Consider the following 18,995-nt stretch of genomic DNA (forward strand, 5'->3'; position numbering starts at 1 on the left):
GTGCAGCAGCACCCTCCGGCTTGCTTGATTATTGTGAAAGTCCTTTGTTTTCGGTCAAAAAAAGAAGGGACTAAGCCAGAATGCCTTGATTTTCAAGGTCTTTCTGATTTAGTCCTATTATCGCACAATAATCTTTGGTAATGACCGTCGCCACTCGTCCGGCTTCCACTTCCTGCAACATCGCTTGCAGCCCCTCGCGCTCAAAACTCACGCCGGAAAATCCGTCGTCCACAAAAAACTTTGTGTTCAAAAAATGGTGTTCGTCCGCATAGCGTTGAAGTATCATTTTTTGGTGCTGTATGCTTCCGCTTTCTCCGGCTTGCATATCCTCTTGACTTAAACGGCAGTAAAGGGCGGTGATTTTATTCGACTGTAACATTAGTCCTCCTTTCCGACAGCCGAATAAACAGGTATAATGTGTTGCTATCATTATACCATATCCCGCCGCCTAATGCACTACTCGGACGCTAAAAATCCCGGATTTCCGGGCTTTTTCTGCAAATCCTTTACAATGAGTTTCTCAATCTTTTTATGGATTGTATCGGTTGCCTTTTCACTCGGCAACGCTTGAACAAGATAGGTGATTTTCCCTATTTTGCGTTCGGTTGTAATTGTCTGTTTTTTATCCATTAGAAAAACCTCCTTTTCCTGTATGGATAAACTATATTCGTCAAAAGGCAAAAACGGGCGGTTGTTAGCTGCAACCTCACGGGAGTTTCACCCCGGCCCATGCTTATGGGTGCGCCGCGCAATACTTTGAGGGTGTTCAACGCGGGAGTATCATTGTGCCGCCTTGTATGTCGTCGCCCACAAGCTGCTAAACCTGTTTTACGGCGCGGTAGTTCTCGCTCGGCTTTTCCCCTACGGGGAAAAGCTGTCATGGCGTACCCGCCGACTGGCTCGGTACAGACGGAATGTACCCGTTTGCCTGTTATGCTGCGCACCAAAGGCCGCTTTCTTTGTCAAAGAACAATAGGCTTTGTCGGCCTGCAAAAGCACATCAACAGCGGATATGCTTTTGCGGAACGACAAATAGCCCATAACGGGAAGCGTGGAAAGGGGACACGCTCCCCGCATGGGCTAAAAGATTATCCTACATGAAAAGCAAGGGTGCGGGTAATAAGGCGCACTTGCAGCCTGTTACGCATTTCCTCGTCCACATAGGAATAGGTATTGCCCGCGTCGTCTTTCAGCGTGCGGGTACAAAGTTTCGCTATGTAACCCTCGTAGTGCTTCAAGATCGCGCACATGGCGGTTGTGTCGCCGTTTGCCGCTGCGGAAATGACAGGGAACGGCAACAGATTTTCAGACTTCCTAACGGTATTCATCATCTGCTTTTCCCTCCAAATACTGTTTGATTTTCGCAAGCGCGGATTTCCTGTGCCGGAAAACCGTCGTGCGTACAACATTCAGCAGTTCGCCAATTTCCGCGTCGCTCATATCCAAGAAGTAGGACAAAAGGATAATGTCGCGTTTCCTTTCGGGCAAAGCGTTAAGGGCTTCGGCAAGCAGTTCATTTTTGACGAGTACATCAAAGCCGGACACTTGAAAACGGAAATAATCGCTTTCGTATTCGTCCGTTGTGAAAAGCTGCGCGAGTTCGCTTTCGCTCAAATCCGAAAAAGTAACTTCGCGTGCTGCGCGTTTCGCAAGAGTGCGGCGGTGGCTTTTCGCTTCGCCGACCAAAGTTTTCTTTGCTAATGCGTCGTACTGATGTTGTATTCTTTCCTTGTCGGAAGAAGATAGCTCCATAGAGTTCACCTCCTTCCCGCGTGGAGTAGAGGACGGGAGTTAAGGGCTTGTCCTCTCTGCCCCTTTCGCTCCGTACCCGTTCGGGAGATGGCTCTTGAGTGCGCTTTTCAGAAAAAAGTTGAAAAAAGCAAAATGCGCCCGTCCGCAAGACGCGGACGGGCGCAAAGGAAATGTAAGCAGTAGCTAAATGTATTGACAGTTCACATTCATAGCCGGAATATCCCGCTTGCGGAGCATAGCTTTTTTTGACCGCAAAGCATTAGGCGGGTTACAGTAAATAAAAATGGACACGGCGATACCTCCCCGATACCGCCGTATCCTTAAAAAAGGGCGACTTTAATACACTACCCGCAATCCATTCTATAATAGGGAACAGCGGCTTTTGCGCAATATTAAATAAAAAAGCCGATAACACATAGGTTTTTTGACCTAATGCGTTATCGGCTCTGCGTCTATGCGTCTGGCACTTTTAATCATTTTTTTTTGAATTTATTATATGTGTTAGCTAACTGTCCACAAGCCGCGTTAATCTCTCTGCCATGAGAAACTCTCATAGTAACTTCAAGTCCTGCTTGCTCTAATTGATGTTTGAATGCAACTATTTCCCGTTTCTGTGGTGCTTTAATTCTTGAATTGCTTGTTGGGTTGTATTGTAACACGTTAATCATAACTTTTTTGCCCCGAAACCATTTTGCAAGTTGTCTTACATCTGAGGGCCGGTCATTTATACCCGGTAAAAGCAAATACGCAAAGACAATTTTGCGATTATGCCTTTCAGAATAGGATAAGGCTTGCTTAACAACATCTTCAATAGCATATATGCGCATGTGAGGAATAATACGATTTCTTGCAGATTGTGTTGCTGCGTGTAAAGATATTGTCAACTGAATTTTAAGATGTTCCTCGCGCAATTTTTTTAATTGATCGACCGGACCAACTGTTGATATGGTAATGCCGTCGGTTGGAAAGTTGAGCCCATATCTATCTCGGAGAATATGGATTGCTTTTATCAAGTTGTCATAATTGAATAAAGGCTCTCCCATACCCATAAAAACGATACGGTTTACTTTTCGACGCAACAATATAATCTGTTGTACGATTTCTGACGATGTTAGATTACGAACAAAGCCATTTCGCCCGGACTCACAAAAAATACAACCAACAGGACAACCGACTTGTGTGCTCACGCAAACAGTTCCACCATCTCGCCGCTTGATAAAAACCGTTTCAATGTATTTGTTGTCTTTCAGTTCGTAAACATACTTTTCAGTATCACTGCTTTTGCAAATATTTTTTACCAACATTGATAGATTTTTTTTGCGTGGTAATTGCTTATATAATTCTTCATATAAGGCTTTTGCTTCATTCTCGCCAATAACTTCCGACATTTCTTTGTAAGTAAATCCGTATGGATCATTCCGTACTTCCGCAGGCGTATATTTAGGTAAACGTTTCATTTTTATATCCTTTCTTCTAAATAATAAAAGTTTGTTTTTCTGTATTTTTGATTACAATCTCTAATTTTTCTACATCAATGATATGCGTCAATTTGCATTTAGGGCAGAAAAGAGGAAAATCTTTTAATACAGTATTATGAAATACTTGAACTCTCGTCTTTCCGTTACAAATCGGACATTTTATCCAATATTTTTTAAGCATTATATTTCACTCGTCCTTTTTACACAAAAAAATGCAGGTCAATCCTCAACATGAGCATTGACCTGCATTTATAATGCACAGAGCAGTACAACAAAACTAAGGCATAGCTTGCACTATGTCTATACTATATCTATACGTCGTTAGTTTTTTGTATAGCATCCGCAAAATAAGCATGACAAAAAAGCCCATGTTGAAAATGGGAAAATCCTTTTTTTCAATGCTTATCTAATACGCATGCTATGCAACATAAACGCCGCCTCCTTTTACATAAATTTTATTTTATCAGAAAATCAGTCTACTGTCAATACACAACAGGAAGTATTTAACCTAATGATATGAATTGTGTGGACATATCCAAAAAGAAAGGTGAACTGTAAAATGTAACAGGGTGAATGAAAATGGCAAAAAGACCCGTACCATTGTACGACTTTAAGGCTTTCGGGGCAGCTATAAAAGCCGCGAGAAATGAATACGGCGAGAGCCGCAAAAAGGTAAGCGACGAGTTATATATTTCCCCGCGCTACCTTGCGAATATCGAGAACAAGGGACAACAGCCGAGTTTACAGGTATTCTATGACCTTGTAACCCGGTATCATATTTCGGTAGATCAATTTTTCTTCCCGAACAGCAATGCGGAGAAATCCACCGGGCGGCGGCAGCTTGACGCGCTGCTGGACGGTATGAGCGATAAAGGCATACGGATTGTAACCGCAACAGCAAGGGAGATAACGGAAGTCGAAAAAGCAGAGGATTAACCTCACAATATGAGAAATCGGGAGATTGCAGCGCATGGCGGCTGCAATCTTTTTTTGCGTCCAAAATCAAAGGAACGCGCAACAAATACCGCCTTTCGGTGGGGGTATGGAGTAGATAGCAAGCACAGCAAACGAGTACCCGTTTGCGGAAAATGCTTGTTGGGATAATCCCAAACCCTTATACCGAAAGGCGGTGCGGAAATGGAAAACCGAAAGAGAAATATACAGATGAAGTTTTACGTTACGGAAGAAGAAAAGCGGCTGATCGACGAGAAGATGAAGCAGCTTCCCATAAAGCAGTATGGGGCATACTTCCGTAAAATGGCGATAGACGGGTATATTCTTGTCGTTGACCGAAGCGACACAAAAGCATATATCCGGGAACTGCAAGCGGTGAGCCGGAACATCAACCAAATTGCAAAACGCGCCAATGCGACGGGGACGGTTTACAGGCAGGATATAGAGGACATTAAAAAGGCGGTGGACGAGATATGGCGGTTACAAAGACGCACCCTATTAAATCAACCTTAAAGGCTGCGATAGACTATATCTTAAATCCCGAAAAGACAGACGGGAAGCTGCTTGCGTCCTCTTTCGGCTGCGGGCTGGAAACCGCCGATATTGAGTTTGCATGGACGCGGGAAGCTGCCGGAGATCGCGGCACACATTTAGGGCGGCACTTGATACAATCCTTTGCGGTGGGAGAAACCACACCGGAAGAAGCGCACAAAATCGGCATGGAACTTGCCGGGGCGGTATTAGGCGGCAAGTATGAGTTTGTTTTGACAACTCACGTCGATAAAGACCATCTGCATAATCACTTGATTTTCAACGCGGTTAGCTTCGTTGACTACAAAAAGTACCATTCCAACAAGCAAAGCTATCACTTTATCCGGCGCACCAGCGACAGGATATGTAAAGAGCATGGGCTATCCGTCGTCGTACCGGGACAGGACAAGGGAAAAAGCTATGCAGAATACACCGCCGAAAAGCAAGGGACAAGCTACAAAGCAAAGCTGAAAACGGCGATAGATACTCTCATTCCCCAAGTGAAAGATTTTGACGAACTGCTGCGCCGCTTGCAGGAAATGGGGTATGAAATCAAACAGGGCAAATACATTTCCTTTCGCGCTGCCGGACAGGAACGGTTTACCCGCACAAAGACGCTCGGCGCGGCCTATACGGAAGAAGCGATAAAGGAGCGTATCAAGGGCGTGTATGTTGCCAAAACAAAAACGCTGCGGGAAGATAAGAAAATCCGGCTTGTCGTCGATCTTGAAAACAGTATCAAAGCCCAACAATCGGCGGGCTATGAACGGTGGGCGAAAATCCATAATCTGAAACAGGCTGCGAAAAGCATGAACTTCTTGACCGAAAACAAGATTGAATATTATAGCGACCTTGAAAGCAAAATTGCGGATATTATGACCGCCCATGACGCGGCGGCAAAGGCGGTTAAGGAAGTGGAACAGCGTATGTCTGATTTGTCGCTGCTTATCAAGCACACCACCACATACCGACAGTTAAAACCGATTTACGATGAATACCGAAAATCGCCGGACAAGGAAAAGTATCTGCGGGGGCATGAAAGCGAAATTATCCTGTTTGAAGCTGCGGCAAGGGCATTAAAGGAAATGCAGATAAAGAAGCTGCCCGATCTCGCCGCGCTGCGCAAGGAGTATAGAAGCTTAAACGACAGGAAAACCAAATTGTATGAAGATTATCGGCAAGCCAAGAAGCAAATGCAGGAATACGGCGTTGTCAAAAAGAACGTCGATAGTATTCTTTACCCGTCCCAAAGCAGGGCGCGGGAGCAGGAGCGATAAGGCGCAAAACATGGGGTGGCAAGTGGAATGTTAAGGGCTGAAAACGCCTGTGTTTCTGCGGCTTCCAGCGCATGAAAACGACATAGACGATAAAGTATATTCAAACCCGCAAAAACGGCTTTCTAATTGTCCACGCAAGGACAAAAAAAGAACAGGGGCGCGGTGCCGGAAATCGGCAACCGCGCCCCTGTTCTCTATGGGCTATTCCTCGTCGGTCAAGATAAACTCCCTTTCGGAAAACTCGCTGTCCGTCATGGCTTGCAGCTTGTTCACCGCTGCGGCGGCAAGCTGGCGCATATCCTCGTCCATGTAGGGCATGGCGGCAAGGATATTTTCAAGCGTTGTTTCCCGGCTGTCCTCGGCGTAGATCGCAACAATGTTTTCTTCCTCAATGGTAAAGCGGGTATTCATGCTATCAAACCTCCAAATCCTTTTTATGCTCTTTCTGTTTATCTTTCGGCTGCTGCGCCGCCTGTTTCTTGTATTCGTCCAGCTTCTTCAAAATGGACGGTTTTTTCTGCGGCTGTTCCCGTTTCTCGGCTTTTACCGCTTTTGCAAGGTCGGTAACGGAAATCGCTTCCCCCGCCTTTGCCCGCTGCTCAAAATCTGCAACGGTGGGCGTTTGCGGCGTATTGTTGATAAGCCCGTCAAAATTGTTGTCGTTCTGCTCTATGGTGTCCTCGACGTGCTTTAAGGGATTATCCCGCTGCGGCTGCTCGGCGGCTATGGCATAAGCCTGTGTGCCATTCCCCATAATGAGATACTTCCCGTCCTCCGACGCATGGTGAAAACCAAATCCCGCCGCTTCGATCTGTTCACGGCTCATATCGGTAATATGAAAATTGCCCCTCGGCGTTCTAACGGTTTCACCCGTCAAAAGGCTGTCGGGGGTCGCTTCCGGCTGCTGCTTTTCAAGCTGCCCGTCCTTGTAGGAATATCCTTGCGCCGCGATTGCTTCAAGGGTCTTGCCCGTAACGTCGCCATAAATCCGCTTGTCTGCGTCAACCAGCATTTGCAAAGTGTCTTGTACGGTGTCGGACAAGGCTTGCTGCTGTTCGGGCGGCAGCTTGTCAAATACGGGGGTCTGCTGCTCCTGCAAAAACTCCGGCACTTGCTGAAAACCGATACTGTCTACATAGTGGGCGGTGTCCTCGTCGTTCTGATGAAGCACAACAATGTCGGAAACGGAAAGGCTATGCCCCTTAAAGTCGGCGGGGTGGTCGATATTAAACCTTTCCCAAATGTCGCCCAGCGTCATATCCTTTGTAAGCGGTGCAGTATAGACGAGTTCATAATTTACCCGGTCAATGGTAAGTCCAGCCGCTTGCAGACGGTCATAAGGCTCAAAGCGCAAGTCCCTTGTTTCGTCCCCGCGCTTTAACTGATAAATGGAAAAGGTATCGCCCTGCTCCTGCTCGGCTTGCCGCTGCTGCTGCAACTCGGTAAAATGCCCCTCAATCTCGGTAATGAGTTCCTTTGCGGTGGTCTGTATTGTTTCAAGGGACGCTTTTAACTCGGTCATTTCCTTGCCGCTGCTCCAACCAGCCACATAGCCGAAAGAGTAATCGGAAGTATCAAGGCCGAAATGCTGGCAAACCGTATAAGCGACGCTTTCCGCTTCTACCTCGCAGGTATGGCGGTCAACGCGGTTTTGCTGCTCCGGCGGGGCGTTTAAGTCTACGTCGTGCAGCTTCGCATGGGCGATTTCGTGAATGGCGGTCTTTACCGCCTGTAATTCACTCACGCCCTCTTTGATTGCAATACGCTTGTCGGTCAAACTGAAATACCCATTTGCGCCGTTTGTGATCTGCTCAAATGCAATCGGGACGGGGGACGCTTTTTCAAGGGCGGCGAAAAAATCCTCGTACTGCTCCACATCGGCAAGCAGCGGTTTAACGGAAAGGTCGGGAAACTCCTTGCCCTCGGTCTGCGAAATATCAAAGACGGTTATAACCTTAAAGGCGGGGACGGTGATTTCCTTTTCTTCCTTTACCACTTTTCCCTCGCGGTCAAGCATGGGCTTTCTCGTTTCGGGGTCGATTTTATCAACCAGCTTTTTCACCTTGTAGGGCGCGGGGGCAAAGATTTTAATGCCTTTCTCGCCTTTCTTTACATGGCGGTCAAACTCCTTTTCCCATTGACGGAAGCCCATTACCAAATTGCCGCCCTGCATAGCAATTAGGATAGTGTTATTCAAACTATAATCATGGAACTTTGACATAGCGGTTAGAAACTCTTTGTAGCGGTCGCTGTCAAAAATCGCCTGTACGCCCTGTTCCAAACGCGCGGTGATCTCCTTTACCTTTTCGGCGGGCTTTTCGGAAGTAAGGATAATGGGGACGACGGGGCGGGGCTGCTGCGGCTCTGCGGCCTGTGCGTCTGCTTGCTGCGTTTCGGCTGCGTCCATATAGGCTTTGTCCTGTTCGCCGCGCTCCGGCTGCGGGTAACTCATAATGCGGTATTCTTCCGGCACTTCGCGCCCCTCAAACTGACGCTCCCACTCGTCGCCGCTTTCCACGATATAGCCGTACTCGGTAAACGCGCCTTTTTCCTGCGCGGCAGCGTTCCTGCCAAAAGTAGAAAGGTCAATGCCGCCTTTCCATTCTTCGGGCATTTGTACCATGCCGGATTGATTTAAGTAATAGTCGCCCAAATCGTGGTAGTTATGTACTTCGGGGATATGGACGTAAAAATCCACGTTGTAGGTGAAGTCAATTACCTGTCCAATATTTGCAAGCCCGTTTTTCTGCTGCAAAGCTGCGTTCAGCTTGCCAACCTCGGCGGGGTCAAGCTGTTCGAGCCGCGCCGCAAGAAAATTGAGTTCGTCCACGTCGGCGGCGCATACCATTTCATAAGGCAAGGCAATATGTTTCTCCGGGTCGTCGGAAAAGCCGCGAATGGAAAAATCCTGCGGGTTATCGGCGGTAATGCCGACGCTCTGCATGGCTTCGTGAAGCTGCTCCTTTGTGGCGGGCATATCCAGCCAATAGCCGCTTGGGTCGCCCGCTTCAAAACGGCTGCGGTTGCCAATCATAATAGAAAACTGTTCGCTCATGTGTTCACGCTCCTTTTCCTGCCCGGTAGTTTCGGGGATAGCTGCCGCCTGTTGCTGCTGCTGCGGGGGTTCTTCGCCCTCTATGGTGTAGTCCGGCATGAGCATACCGTTTACTTTGAAATAGTCGGCGTACTCCTGCGGGATAGGCGGGGAGATTTCCGTAAACAAGCGGTCATACGCTTTGATACGCCCATTCAGATACTTTTCCATAGCTGCCTTGTCGGTGAAAACCTTTCTATCTTGTCCGGCAATCTTCGCTTGGGTTCTGCTTGGGCTGTTGGTGCGCACGCTCCATGTAAGCGTCCATGAATACGGGATAGATTTCTGCGCTTCTTTGTCGTAGCGGGTATTCTCGTAAATGTAGTAATTCATCTGATATACCCGGTTGCTGCGAATATGGCGGTTATGCTCGGTGGTCTGCCACTCGTTAGCGGTGTGCTGCACAACGGTTGTCCTTGTGTATTCAATCGCTTTGTCAAGCAAAAGCGTTTTGCCCGCCTGTTCCTCCCATGCGGCGGCGCGGCTTGAGAGATCGTTAAAAATCGCCTGTTCCGCTGCCGCGCTTTCCTCGCGCATGGCGTGTAGCTGCTCCGGCGGCAAGGAAACATAGGGGGCAATATCCCCGTCCTTTGCTTCAAAATATATCCGGCGTTCTATCCGCATGGTTTCGGCGGTTTCCAATTTGTCATGGTCGTATGAAGAATACGGCATATTGTTTCATCACGTCCTTTCTCGATTTTTAAGGGTTTGGGACTATCCCAACAAGCAAAATGCCCGCGCTCTCTATGGGAAGCGCGGGCATTTCTCGCAAACGGGTACTCGTTTGCTGTGCTTGCTATGTAGTTGTTTTTATCCGTAAACGCCTGTTTCTCTCGCTTTGGGCTTTCTGTCTGCGGCGTATCTTTGCCGCGCAATCGGGGCAGTATTTCGCCCGGTTGCTGCCCGCCGCAAACGTGCTGCCGCATACCGCGCAACGCTTCAAATCGGTTTCCCCGCTGCGGGTGATCTGTTCGCAAAGCTGCCTGTCGGCGGGTAATACCGCTTCGCGGAAATAGCGGCATAACAGCGAATAGCTGATACTCTGCACACACACGCAAGTTTCCCCGTCGTCCAGCAGCAGACAATTCCCGCAATCGTTGTTTGCACAAGCGGCGCGGGTCATTTTCTTTACGGCGCGGTATTGCTTTTCATCAAGCCTTATCATTTTCGGTTCTGCTCGACGCGGAAGTTTACATACTTGCCGCCTGTGTCGGCAAGCAGCACAACTCCGTCAAAGGTCTTTCCCGTCTTGGTCGAGTACATACCTTTGATTTTTACCTTTCCGTCTTTCAAAAGGGCGGCGGCAATCGCCTTTGTGAAAGCCTTTTTGCGCTGCTCAAAAAAGCGGTCATTCTTCCACATCACAAAGCTGCAAGCCCTGTCGGAGCAGTAAAAGTTTTTCTTGCCCTCGTAAACCGCCGCGCCGCAACGGGGGCAAGTGCCGATTGCTTCCCGCTGCGGGGTAAACAGCTTCGCTTTATCCTCGGAAATCGCGGAATAGGTCTTGACAAGCCCCGCTGTCATTTCCTCAATCCCGCGCATGAAGTCGGCGGGGCTGTCGCTGCCCTTTGCAATCCCGGTAAGGCGCGTTTCCCATTCTGCCGTAAGCTGCGGGGACGTAAGGCTGTCGGGCAGGATAGCGGCAAGGTTATACCCGTCCTTTGTGGGGATTAGCTTTTTGCCCTTGCGCTCGGCAAAGCCCGCACTAATGAGTTTTTCAATGATACCCGCCCGCGTTGCGGTAGTGCCTAACCCTTTGCGCTCTGCGTCCTCCGGCGTTTCTTCCTTGCCCGCGTTCTCCATAGCGGACAGAAGCGTATCTTCGGTATATGCTTTCGGGGGCTGCGTGTAACACTCGGAGATCTCCGCTGCCGGATTGTCAAAGGTCTGCCCCTCGGCAAGCGGCGGCAAAACGGTTTCCGGCTCTGCGTCCTCGTCCTGTTCCTCGGACGCGGCGCGGGACAGCTTTTCAATCTCACGCCACCCCTCGCAAAGCGTCGTCTTTCCCTTTGCGGTAAAGGTATAACCGCCGCAAGAGATAACCGCCGTAACCGCTTCATATTCATAGGGCGCGGCTGCGGCGCAAAGCAGCTTCGCGCATACAAGGGTCATAAGTTTTGTTTCGCTGTCGGTAAGGGAAGAAAAGCCCGTTTTCAAAAACTCGGCTGTCGGCAAAATAGCGTGGTGGTCGGTTACTTTGCTGTTGTCGCAAACCCTTGTAAGGTCTGCTTGCAGCTTCACGTCCCGCATAAAGGGAAGCAGCGAACAAAGCCCGGTAATGAGTTCCTTTGTGCTGTCCTGCATATCGGAAGTGATATATTTGCTGTCGGTGCGGGGATAGGTCAAAAGCCGCTTTTCATAGAGGGCTTGCGCATAATCAAGGGTCTGTTTCGCCGTAAACCCGTACAGGCGGTTGGCTTCGCGCTGCAACGCGGTAAGGTCAAACAGCTTCGGCGGTGCAACGGTCTTTTTCTCTTTTTTGAGGGAAGTACAAACGGCTTGCGATTTCTCGCAAGCCGCTTTCATCTGCTGCGCTGCCGCTTCGTCGTTCAACCTTTCGGACAAAGCCGAAACACCGCCCGCGTCCAGACGGACAACATGATATTTTTCTTTCTTAAAGCTGCTGATCGCATAGTCGCGGTTTACCAGCATGGTAAGGGTGGGCGTCTGCACTCTGCCGACATTCAGCGTTTTGTGATAGAGGATAGAGAAAAGGCGGGTCGCGTTAATCCCGACAAGCCAATCTGCCTTTGCTCTGCAAAGCGCGGATTGATAGAGGTTGTCATAGCTGCGCCCGTCTTTGAGGTTTGAAAAGCCCTCGCGGATTGCGCTTTCTTCCATACTGCTAATCCAAAGGCGGGAAAAGGGCTTTTTGCAATTTGCCTGTTCATAGACAAAGCGAAAAATGAGTTCTCCCTCGCGCCCGCTGTCGCACGCATTGACAATCTCGGAAACGTCGCTGCGGTGCATAAGGTCTTTGAGTACGGAAAACTGCTGCTCCTTGCCGTTGGCAACGGTAAACTGCCAATCCTGCGGGACAATGGGGAGATCGTCATACTTCCATTTTCGGTACTGCTCGTTGTAGGTCGCCGCGTCCGCAAGGCTAATCAAATGCCCGATACACCAGGACACAAGGTAGCCGCCGCCCTCAAAATATCCTCTGCGCTTTTCATTCGCGCCAAGTACGGCGGCAATCGCCGCCCCGACGCTCGGTTTCTCTGCAATTACAAGTTTCATACTTTCTCGTCCTCCTGCTCGGTTTCTAATTCTTCCTCGTCCTCGTCGTCCTCGTCAAAATCGAGATCGTCAAGGTTGCTGCTGCCTTTTGCCGCGTCCTTTTTGGGCTTCATAATCTTAAAGTAATAGAACGCGCCGCCGCCCACTGCGGCAAGAAGCAGCACGACAAGCAGAATAGCACCGCCCATGCCGCCGCCTTTATCTTCCTCCGGCTCCGGCTGCTCGGTTTCTTCCGGCTCCGGCTCGGCTTCCTTGCCCGCGCACTCGCTCATATTGACGCTGCAAACGGGGCAATCGGTGTTGACGCTTCCGGCAACGCATTTTTCAGTACAGCTACAAGCGGGGGCTTCGGTCTGTTCGTCCTCCATAAGCTGCAAAAGGTCTTTTTCATCAACTTGATTGAGGAAATGGACGGTGTTTTCTCCGTCCTCGGCGCGGTCAATGATGATGTAAAAATAGTTTCCGTTTTTCGTAACGACGGTAATAAACTGCTTATCGCCGGACGCTTCGCCCGTTATGTCGTCCACAAGGCTCATGTTGCCCTCCGGCGTTAAGGGCTGCGGCTCATAGCCGCCCGTCGTTTCTTCCGGCTCGGTTTCGGTTACGGGGGTAGGCGGCTCGTCGCTCACATCACCGCCGCCCGCAAAAGCGGTAACAGAAAAGCCGCCCATGAGTACAAGGGCGGCAAGCAAAGCGGTAACGCTGCGGAACAGTTTTTTATGCTTCATCTTCGGTTTCCTCCTGTTCGTCGGTATAGTCTGTGTCCGGCTGCGGCAAAATGATTTCGCCGTTGGCATAGGCGGAGAGGAACGCGGCAAGCTGCGCCCCGTCAAGGTGTACCGCTTTCACCATTTGAACGATCTGCGCGTTTTCTTCCTCGATTTTCTGCGCTTCAAGGTCTTTCAGCCTTTTTTGGTATTCAAGGACTTTCGCCCTCGTTTTCTCAATATCCCTTTCGATACGGTCAAGTTTCGTGTTTGCCATAGAAATAAACTCCTTTCAAAGTCAGTTGTAATGTAGCCGCCCATAGGCGTAAAAATGGGATTGCCAATAGCTTGTATCAAGTTTTGCGTATTGTATCGGGTCGCCACAATGCAGCATGACGGGGCTTCCGTCCCCGTCCTCGCCAACGTAGATACCCACATGAGATACCCCCGGTGTGTCATATGTACCCGTAAAGAAAACCAAATCCCCCGGCTGCGGGTTGGAAACGCGGGTTGAAATGTTGTAAAGCCCCTGCGCCCCAAGTCTGCCCGTATTGTATAAGCCGCTGTTCGTCAGCACATAGCTAACAAAACCGCTGCAATCAAAAGAGGTTTCCGGGCTGCTGCCGCCCCACACATAAGGAAAACCGACATACTTTTCCGCTTCCTCAATGAGCCGCGCAAACTGTTCATCTTCCAGATAGGCGGGCGGGATTTCATAATCCGCTGGCGGGTTTTCATAGTATTTTGAAATATAGCCGGATTGCGGGAAAAGATCGGGTCTGTTTCCCAGCGACGACATATACATAGCGTACATGGATAGCTGTTCCTCGCCCATAATGTAAACGGGAACATGGGAGAGGTTGAAGTTTTCCAAATCCACATTGAGAATGTAATAGTTATAGGCTACTTCAACGTCGTATTCGTTGCCTTCGCTGTCCGTCCGCGTTTCGGTGCGGTAGCGTACCTCGACTTCCTCCGTAACCGTCAAGATATACTGTTTATCAAAGAGCATTTCAAGGGTGCTTTGCGCTTCATCGAGAGTAAACACGCCCTCATGCCAAGCGGAGAGGATAGAGATTAGCACATACGGGTCATGCTCGATCTCGTCAGCCGTTACCCGGTATTCGTCATAGCCGGGGTATTCGCTTTCGATGTTATCCAGCATATCCTGTAACTCGGCTTCCATAGCGACATACGCGCTTTCTGCGCCTGTAATATCCGCGTCCTCGGAGAGATAGGACGACGCAATCAAGCCGCTGCCGCTGTTGCCGCCGAACAGGGAACAAGAGGACAAGCCGCCGAAAAACAGAAGCACGATAAAGGCAATCCCGCCCACAATCAAACAGCCTTTCCAATGCCGGACGACAAAGAACGTCGCCCGTTTGGTTTCCTGCGCCGTTTTCTTCGCCGCCTTTGCGGTGGCTTCGGCGGTCTTTTTCACCTTGCCGCCCGTTTTCAACGCCTTTGCATACTGCTTTTTAATGCGCTGTTTTTGCCAAAAACGGGAAATCGGGTTGGAGTGCGCAAGGGCGGGGTTATCATGCAGCGCCTTTTGGTAGAGGAAATCGGCGTTTGCCTTTGCTGCCTTTTTCTCGGCTGCTGCCGCCGCCCGGTAAGGTTTCAGCTTATGGCTGCGTATGCCGCGTTTTACTGCCCGCGTCGTCATGCCGCCCGCTTTCTCGCCCACAAGTTCTATCCTGTGTCCGCTTTCCACACCGACGTTTTCTTTCTCCACCTCATAGATTTTTCCATGTACGGCGGCGTCCAATTCCTGCGCCGGACGGGATAACGGGTTATGACGCAACTTGCCGTTTGGGGGCTTATCCGTTTTTTCAAAAGCAAGGCGCGTCTTTGCTTTGCCTTTGGCTTCGTCAAAAACGCGCTCTTTTGTGATTTTGGTCTGTTTGGGGATAGCTGCCCGCGCTTTGTCTAAACGGTCAGCCGCCGTATCGGATTTTTTGATTGCCTTTTGCAGGTCCGGCGTTGCCCGTTCCGCTTCGGAAAACTGCAAGCGGGACGTATGGGTTTTAAGCTGTGCTGCGTCAAGGGTCTTTTTCTCCGCGCCCTTTTCAAAGTGGCGGCTAACCTCTGTGCTGATACGTTGGGTTGTCTTTTCTGCTGCTCCCGCTACGGGGGCTGAATAGTTTTCCTCCGGCGGTCTTTCGCTGATACTCGTTGTTTCGCCCGTCGTAAGGTTTTCCGCAATCGCCCCGTCGCGGGTCATTTTCTGCGTTACCTTGTCGGGGGCTTTTAATTCCTTGCTCAATGTTCATCACCTCCAATACGCTGTTTTGCAAGGGTGCAGTATTCGGGGTTGATCTCTATACCCACATAGCGGCGGGAAAGGCTTTTTGCCGCCGCTGCGGTCGTGCCGCTGCCTAAAAACGGGTCAAGCACAATCCCGCCGACAGGACAGCCCGACAAAATGCACGTTTCCGCAAGTTTGGGCGGGAACGCTGCAAAATGCCCGCCGCGATAGGAAGCTGTGTTGATCTGCCAAACGTTGCGGCGGCTGCGGACGGGGGAAATCATTTCGTCGGTGTATGCGCCTTTCCTGCGGGGACGGTTGATTTTCTGCGGCTGGTTTTGCCCCGGAACGGTAGCGGCATATTTGTTGCCTTTCCCAACTCCGCTTTTCAGCCGTACCGCCGTTGTGGGGGCTATCGGCTCGGCTACTGCTTGCCAATCATAGTAATATTTCTTTGACTTGGTAAGCAGAAACACATATTCATAGCAGCGCGTCGGTCTGTCCCGCGTGCTTTCCGGCATGGCGTTTCCCTTGTGCCAAATGATAGAACTGCGCAAATACCAACCGTCGCCCCGCAAGGCAAGGGCTACAAGCCACGGAATACCGATTAGGTCTTTCGGCTTGCAGCCGGGGGCGCGGTGGTTTACCGCCACTTGCTGCCCGTTCCTGCCTTTGGGGTATTTCGGGTCTTGGTGGTCGGCTTTGCTGCCTGTGCCGCAATAAGTGTCCGCGATATTCAGCCAACAAGTACCCTCCGGCGTAAGCACCCGCTTTACCTCATGGAAAACCGCCGTAATGCGGGAAACATATTCCTCCGGCGTTGCTTCCCGCCCGATCTGCCCGTCTGTGCCGTAATCGCGCAAAGCATAGTAGGGCGGGGACGTTACGCAACAATCCAAACAGTTATCCGGCAAGGTTTGAAGCACCTGCAAGCTGTCGCCGCAATAGATTTTATCCGTTTCTATCCTCATGCCGACACCTCGCCGGGCTTGGTCGTCATTACGCGGTAGAGTTCCGTATCTTTCGGGAAACGGTCAATAAAGGGCAAAATCACGTTGCCATAGAAGATAAGTCCCTCGCCCGCTTCGGAATGGGTTACATAGGTCATTTGCTGCTGCGAAATGTTAAGCTGCTTGGCAAGGATTTCCCGGTCGCCCTGGGCTTGGTTGAGCATATAGACAAAATCGCTGTTTTCAAAAACGTTTGAAACTTCTCTGCTCGTCAAAAGGTCTTTGACGTTCTGCGTGATACCTGTCGGAATACCGCCCCACTTGCGAAAACGCTTCCAAATCTCGACGGAATAGGCGGCGGTCTGTTCCTCTTTCAAGAGCAAATGAAACTCGTCGATGTAATACCGCGTCGCCTTGCCCTCGCTGCGGTTTACCGTTACTCTGTTCCATACTTGGTCTTGGACGATAAGCATACCGACTTTTTTAAGCTGCGTACCGAGTTCCTTAATATCAAAGCAGACAAGGCGATTATGAATGTCAACGTTTGTCCTGTGGTTAAAAATGTTCAAGCTGCCGTTTACATAGAGTTCCAATGCCGCCGCGATACGCTGCGCTTCCTTTTCCGGCTGCTTCTTGATTTCGTCGTAGAGGTCGCCCAAAATCGGCATATTTTCAGGCTTCGGGTCGGCAAGGTAGTTGCGGTACACGCTGATAACAGCGCGGTCAATCAAGGTCTTTTCAACAGCTTCCAGCCCGTTTTTACCGCCCATAATCAACTCACAAAAGGAAAGGATAAAATCGCTCTTTAAGGCTATGGGCGTGTCGCCCTCGCTGTAATTGAGGTTAATATCCATAGGGTTAATGTACTGCGTGCTGTTCTGCGAAACCTTGATAACCTGTCCTTTCAAACGTCCGACAAGGGGGTAATATTCGGCTTCGGGGTCGCAAATGATAATATCATCTGCCGTAATAAGAAAAGCGTTTGTGATTTCGCGTTTTGCAGAAAAACTTTTGCCGCTGCCCGGTGTGCCGAGTATCAAGCCGTTGGGGTTTTTCAGCTTCTTTCGGTCGCACAAAATCATGTTGTTGGAAAGGGCGTTTAAGCCGTAATACAATGCTTCGCCGCTTTGGAACAGCTCTTGCACCGTAAAGGGAACGAAAACGGCGGTGCTGCTGGTCGTCAAGCCGCGCTGGATATGGATAAGGTTTTCCCCCAACGGGATAGAGGACATAAGCCCCTGTTCCTGCCGGTAGTCAAGGCGGGTCAAAATGCAGTTGTATTTCTGTGCGATTGCCGCCGCCCCAAATACTTCGTTATCCAATTTCTGCTTGGTATCTGCAAGGTTTAAGACAAGCAGCGTGAGCAGAAACATTCTTTCGTTGCGGCTCTGCAAATCGCGGAGTAGGTTTTTTGCTTCCCCGCCGTAGGTGGCAAGGTCGGACGGAATAATATCCATGTCATAACCGCTGCGGATTGCTTTCTTTTGTTCTTCAATCTTCATGCGGTCAAGGTCGGTGATCTTGCGCTTAATCGTCTTGATTGCTTCGTTGTGGTCGATACTCTGAATGTGCAGATTGACGATAATCCCGTTTTCCGCGTCCATGAAGTCGGCAAGCATACGGTCGGAGAGTTCCGGCGCGACGATCTGCAAAAAGGAAACCGCACCAAACTTGCCGCCCATTTGAAACATTCGCCCGTCGCCAAATCGGAAAGAGGACGGGGCGATAAAGTCCTTGACGGAAAGCCCGCTTGCGGGTAGCCATTCCCACGCAAAGTTAAAGCGTTCCCCGTCCGGGTGAAAAATCCCATGCAGCACTTCAAGACGCTGTTTCCCGTCCAATACCCGCGCCGCCGCGCCGATCACCTTAAAATGGTTGAGGGTGTCCGTTTCAATGCGGGCAAGACGCGCCCGCGCCGATCTAATGTCCTTTGCTTCAACGGTAAAGGTGAGAAACTTGGTTTTGATAAGCCCGTTGTTTCCGCGTTCAAGCTGCGTCCTAAGCATTTCGGTGTATTCTGCTCTGATACTGTCGAAGTCGTCATTCTGCGGTGCAATCGTGATACTGTTCTTAAAATCGTCCTTGTTCGCATGGCGGCTGATTAGGGAAAGCTGCACGCTGATAGAAGCGTCGAACGAGTTATACATATCGCAAAGGGCTTCAAAAATGGCGGTTTTGTCGTCCGGCTGCGCAAGCTGATAATTTATATCCTCAAACTCAATGCACTTGGAATACCGCCCGTTTGCAAGGCGGCAAATCCCGTCCTTATACATTCGCTCAAACGGTATGCTGTCCTGCGCCGTATGGGGCTTCCCGTCGCCCTTTGCCTGTCGGATAAGGGTATCTATCTGTTTTCTTTCCTGTCGGGAAAGTTTACGCTTTTCGTTTTGGGTGTTTTTCTTTTCCTTTGACAATCGCCCGTACCTCCTTATCTAATTGCTCTTGCCGCGCAAGGGCGGCATAAAAATTGTTGGTCTGATAAGGTCGCTCTTTGGGGCGAAGAAACTTCACTTCCACAAATTGCCGAATAATCACTTCCAGCGGTTGCCCGTTTTTCTCGTACATGGCAAGCAAAAACATAGGCAGCATGGCAAGCACCATGCACAATGCCGCTGCGCTCGTTCCAACGCTGCCTTTTACCAAAAAGAACAGCGGCAGTCCGATTGCCACCGCCGCGCTGAAACAAATTAGCTGTCGTTTCGTAAGGTTGAACATTACCTTGCTTTTGATTTTTGTTAAGTCCTTTGGGACGGTTACATACGCCATT

At 49.9% G+C, this 18,995-nt stretch carries 18 protein-coding genes and 1 pseudogene; 3 read left to right on the forward strand and 16 right to left on the reverse strand.

Translation table 11 applies throughout. From position 1 onward, the window contains the following. Positions 1–130 precede the first annotated feature (130 nt). The 6 genes and pseudogenes from HMPREF1546_RS08225 to HMPREF1546_RS18275 all read right to left on the reverse strand — a co-directional run. Positions 131–379 (reverse strand): annotated as a pseudogene (locus HMPREF1546_RS08225) (recombinase family protein); the annotation flags it as partial. Positions 380–456: 77 nt separating this feature from the next. Beyond that, positions 457–630: a transposon-encoded TnpW family protein gene (locus HMPREF1546_RS18260; RefSeq protein WP_002604472.1), complete on the reverse strand. Its 174-nt coding sequence runs from the start codon at positions 628–630 to the stop codon at positions 457–459. 458 nt (positions 631–1,088) lie between these two features. After that, positions 1,089–1,331 carry a helix-turn-helix domain-containing protein gene (locus HMPREF1546_RS08230; RefSeq protein ID WP_002604473.1) on the reverse strand — a complete coding sequence of 81 codons (243 nt, stop codon included), beginning with the start codon at positions 1,329–1,331 and terminating at the stop codon, positions 1,089–1,091. After that, positions 1,315–1,752, reverse strand: a complete 438-nt coding sequence (locus HMPREF1546_RS08235) for a sigma-70 family RNA polymerase sigma factor (protein ID WP_002604474.1) — start codon at positions 1,750–1,752, stop codon at positions 1,315–1,317. Before HMPREF1546_RS08235 ends, HMPREF1546_RS08230 begins: the two co-directional genes overlap by 17 nt. A gap of 473 nt (positions 1,753–2,225) precedes the next feature. Beyond that, positions 2,226–3,209 carry a 23S rRNA (adenine(2503)-C(2))-methyltransferase RlmN gene (gene rlmN / locus HMPREF1546_RS18270; protein ID WP_002584956.1) on the reverse strand — a complete coding sequence of 328 codons (984 nt, stop codon included), beginning with the start codon at positions 3,207–3,209 and terminating at the stop codon, positions 2,226–2,228. A 16-nt stretch (positions 3,210–3,225) separates the two neighbouring features. Continuing rightward, positions 3,226–3,411 carry a cysteine-rich KTR domain-containing protein gene (locus HMPREF1546_RS18275; protein ID WP_003431289.1) on the reverse strand — a complete coding sequence of 62 codons (186 nt, stop codon included), beginning with the start codon at positions 3,409–3,411 and terminating at the stop codon, positions 3,226–3,228. A 398-nt stretch (positions 3,412–3,809) separates the two neighbouring features. Between HMPREF1546_RS18275 and HMPREF1546_RS08240 the strand changes: the two genes are divergently transcribed. From HMPREF1546_RS08240 to HMPREF1546_RS08250, 3 genes are all read left to right on the forward strand, one after another. Beyond that, positions 3,810–4,166: a helix-turn-helix transcriptional regulator gene (locus HMPREF1546_RS08240; RefSeq protein ID WP_002584957.1), complete on the forward strand. Its 357-nt coding sequence runs from the start codon at positions 3,810–3,812 to the stop codon at positions 4,164–4,166. A 201-nt stretch (positions 4,167–4,367) separates the two neighbouring features. Continuing rightward, on the forward strand, positions 4,368–4,697 hold the full coding sequence (mobC, locus tag HMPREF1546_RS08245; protein WP_002584958.1) for a plasmid mobilization relaxosome protein MobC: 330 nt from the start codon (positions 4,368–4,370) through the stop codon (positions 4,695–4,697). Next, positions 4,658–5,992, forward strand: coding sequence for a relaxase/mobilization nuclease domain-containing protein (locus HMPREF1546_RS08250; protein ID WP_021749504.1), 1,335 nt, complete (start codon positions 4,658–4,660; stop codon positions 5,990–5,992). Before mobC ends, HMPREF1546_RS08250 begins: the two co-directional genes overlap by 40 nt. Before the next feature lie 201 nt (positions 5,993–6,193). Here the strand turns inward: HMPREF1546_RS08250 and HMPREF1546_RS08255 are convergent, their stop codons facing one another. The 10 genes from HMPREF1546_RS08255 to HMPREF1546_RS08295 form a co-directional block, all read right to left on the reverse strand. Beyond that, complete coding sequence (locus tag HMPREF1546_RS08255) at positions 6,194–6,403, reverse strand: transposon-transfer assisting family protein (protein WP_002584960.1); 210 nt, start codon at positions 6,401–6,403, stop codon at positions 6,194–6,196. Between the two features lie 4 nt (positions 6,404–6,407). After that, a complete protein-coding gene (locus tag HMPREF1546_RS08260; protein WP_021749503.1) occupies positions 6,408–9,758 on the reverse strand; it encodes a YodL domain-containing protein in 3,351 nt (1,116 codons plus the stop codon). A 124-nt stretch (positions 9,759–9,882) separates the two neighbouring features. Next, the gene (locus HMPREF1546_RS18280) at positions 9,883–10,251 is read right to left on the reverse strand and encodes a cysteine-rich VLP domain-containing protein (protein WP_002584962.1); all 369 of its coding nucleotides are present in this window, start codon (positions 10,249–10,251) and stop codon (positions 9,883–9,885) included. Then, the gene (locus HMPREF1546_RS08265; protein WP_021749501.1) at positions 10,248–12,323 is read right to left on the reverse strand and encodes a type IA DNA topoisomerase; all 2,076 of its coding nucleotides are present in this window, start codon (positions 12,321–12,323) and stop codon (positions 10,248–10,250) included. The genes HMPREF1546_RS18280 and HMPREF1546_RS08265 overlap by 4 nt, the downstream gene beginning before the upstream one ends. Continuing rightward, positions 12,320–13,051, reverse strand: a complete 732-nt coding sequence (locus tag HMPREF1546_RS08270) for a DUF4366 domain-containing protein (RefSeq protein ID WP_021749500.1) — start codon at positions 13,049–13,051, stop codon at positions 12,320–12,322. Before HMPREF1546_RS08270 ends, HMPREF1546_RS08265 begins: the two co-directional genes overlap by 4 nt. Further along, a complete protein-coding gene (locus HMPREF1546_RS08275; RefSeq protein WP_007709576.1) occupies positions 13,041–13,307 on the reverse strand; it encodes a DUF4315 family protein in 267 nt (88 codons plus the stop codon). The genes HMPREF1546_RS08270 and HMPREF1546_RS08275 overlap by 11 nt, the downstream gene beginning before the upstream one ends. A gap of 21 nt (positions 13,308–13,328) precedes the next feature. After that, complete coding sequence (locus HMPREF1546_RS08280) at positions 13,329–15,296, reverse strand: C40 family peptidase (RefSeq protein ID WP_021749499.1); 1,968 nt, start codon at positions 15,294–15,296, stop codon at positions 13,329–13,331. Further along, on the reverse strand, positions 15,293–16,249 hold the full coding sequence (locus HMPREF1546_RS08285) for a site-specific DNA-methyltransferase (protein ID WP_021749498.1): 957 nt from the start codon (positions 16,247–16,249) through the stop codon (positions 15,293–15,295). Before HMPREF1546_RS08285 ends, HMPREF1546_RS08280 begins: the two co-directional genes overlap by 4 nt. Continuing rightward, a complete protein-coding gene (locus HMPREF1546_RS08290) occupies positions 16,246–18,642 on the reverse strand; it encodes a VirB4-like conjugal transfer ATPase, CD1110 family (protein ID WP_036630487.1) in 2,397 nt (798 codons plus the stop codon). Before HMPREF1546_RS08290 ends, HMPREF1546_RS08285 begins: the two co-directional genes overlap by 4 nt. Next, positions 18,602–18,994 carry a PrgI family protein gene (locus HMPREF1546_RS08295; protein WP_006774460.1) on the reverse strand — a complete coding sequence of 131 codons (393 nt, stop codon included), beginning with the start codon at positions 18,992–18,994 and terminating at the stop codon, positions 18,602–18,604. Before HMPREF1546_RS08295 ends, HMPREF1546_RS08290 begins: the two co-directional genes overlap by 41 nt. Position 18,995 lies beyond the last annotated feature (1 nt).

It is taken from the genome of Oscillibacter sp. KLE 1745 (assembly GCF_000469445.2).
GTDB lineage: Bacteria > Bacillota > Clostridia > Oscillospirales > Oscillospiraceae > Oscillibacter > Oscillibacter welbionis.

Bases quoted from the DNA above. Each gene is read 5' to 3' on its own strand.
- HMPREF1546_RS08250 (WP_021749504.1), top strand. From the start codon at position 4,658: ATGGCGGTTACAAAGACGCACCCTATTAAATCAACCTTAAAGGCTGCG.
- HMPREF1546_RS18260 (WP_002604472.1), bottom strand. From the start codon at position 630: ATGGATAAAAAACAGACAATTACAACCGAACGCAAAATAGGGAAAATC.
- HMPREF1546_RS08265 (WP_021749501.1), bottom strand. From the start codon at position 12,323: ATGAAACTTGTAATTGCAGAGAAACCGAGCGTCGGGGCGGCGATTGCC.
- HMPREF1546_RS08230 (WP_002604473.1), bottom strand. From the start codon at position 1,331: ATGATGAATACCGTTAGGAAGTCTGAAAATCTGTTGCCGTTCCCTGTC.
- HMPREF1546_RS08295 (WP_006774460.1), bottom strand. From the start codon at position 18,994: ATGGCGTATGTAACCGTCCCAAAGGACTTAACAAAAATCAAAAGCAAG.
- rlmN (WP_002584956.1), bottom strand. From the start codon at position 3,209: ATGAAACGTTTACCTAAATATACGCCTGCGGAAGTACGGAATGATCCA.
- HMPREF1546_RS08255 (WP_002584960.1), bottom strand. From the start codon at position 6,403: ATGAATACCCGCTTTACCATTGAGGAAGAAAACATTGTTGCGATCTAC.
- HMPREF1546_RS08285 (WP_021749498.1), bottom strand. From the start codon at position 16,249: ATGAGGATAGAAACGGATAAAATCTATTGCGGCGACAGCTTGCAGGTG.
- mobC (WP_002584958.1), top strand. From the start codon at position 4,368: ATGGAAAACCGAAAGAGAAATATACAGATGAAGTTTTACGTTACGGAA.
- HMPREF1546_RS08240 (WP_002584957.1), top strand. From the start codon at position 3,810: ATGGCAAAAAGACCCGTACCATTGTACGACTTTAAGGCTTTCGGGGCA.
- HMPREF1546_RS08275 (WP_007709576.1), bottom strand. From the start codon at position 13,307: ATGGCAAACACGAAACTTGACCGTATCGAAAGGGATATTGAGAAAACG.
- HMPREF1546_RS08270 (WP_021749500.1), bottom strand. From the start codon at position 13,051: ATGAAGCATAAAAAACTGTTCCGCAGCGTTACCGCTTTGCTTGCCGCC.
- HMPREF1546_RS18275 (WP_003431289.1), bottom strand. From the start codon at position 3,411: ATGCTTAAAAAATATTGGATAAAATGTCCGATTTGTAACGGAAAGACG.
- HMPREF1546_RS08260 (WP_021749503.1), bottom strand. From the start codon at position 9,758: ATGCCGTATTCTTCATACGACCATGACAAATTGGAAACCGCCGAAACC.
- HMPREF1546_RS08235 (WP_002604474.1), bottom strand. From the start codon at position 1,752: ATGGAGCTATCTTCTTCCGACAAGGAAAGAATACAACATCAGTACGAC.
- HMPREF1546_RS18280 (WP_002584962.1), bottom strand. From the start codon at position 10,251: ATGATAAGGCTTGATGAAAAGCAATACCGCGCCGTAAAGAAAATGACC.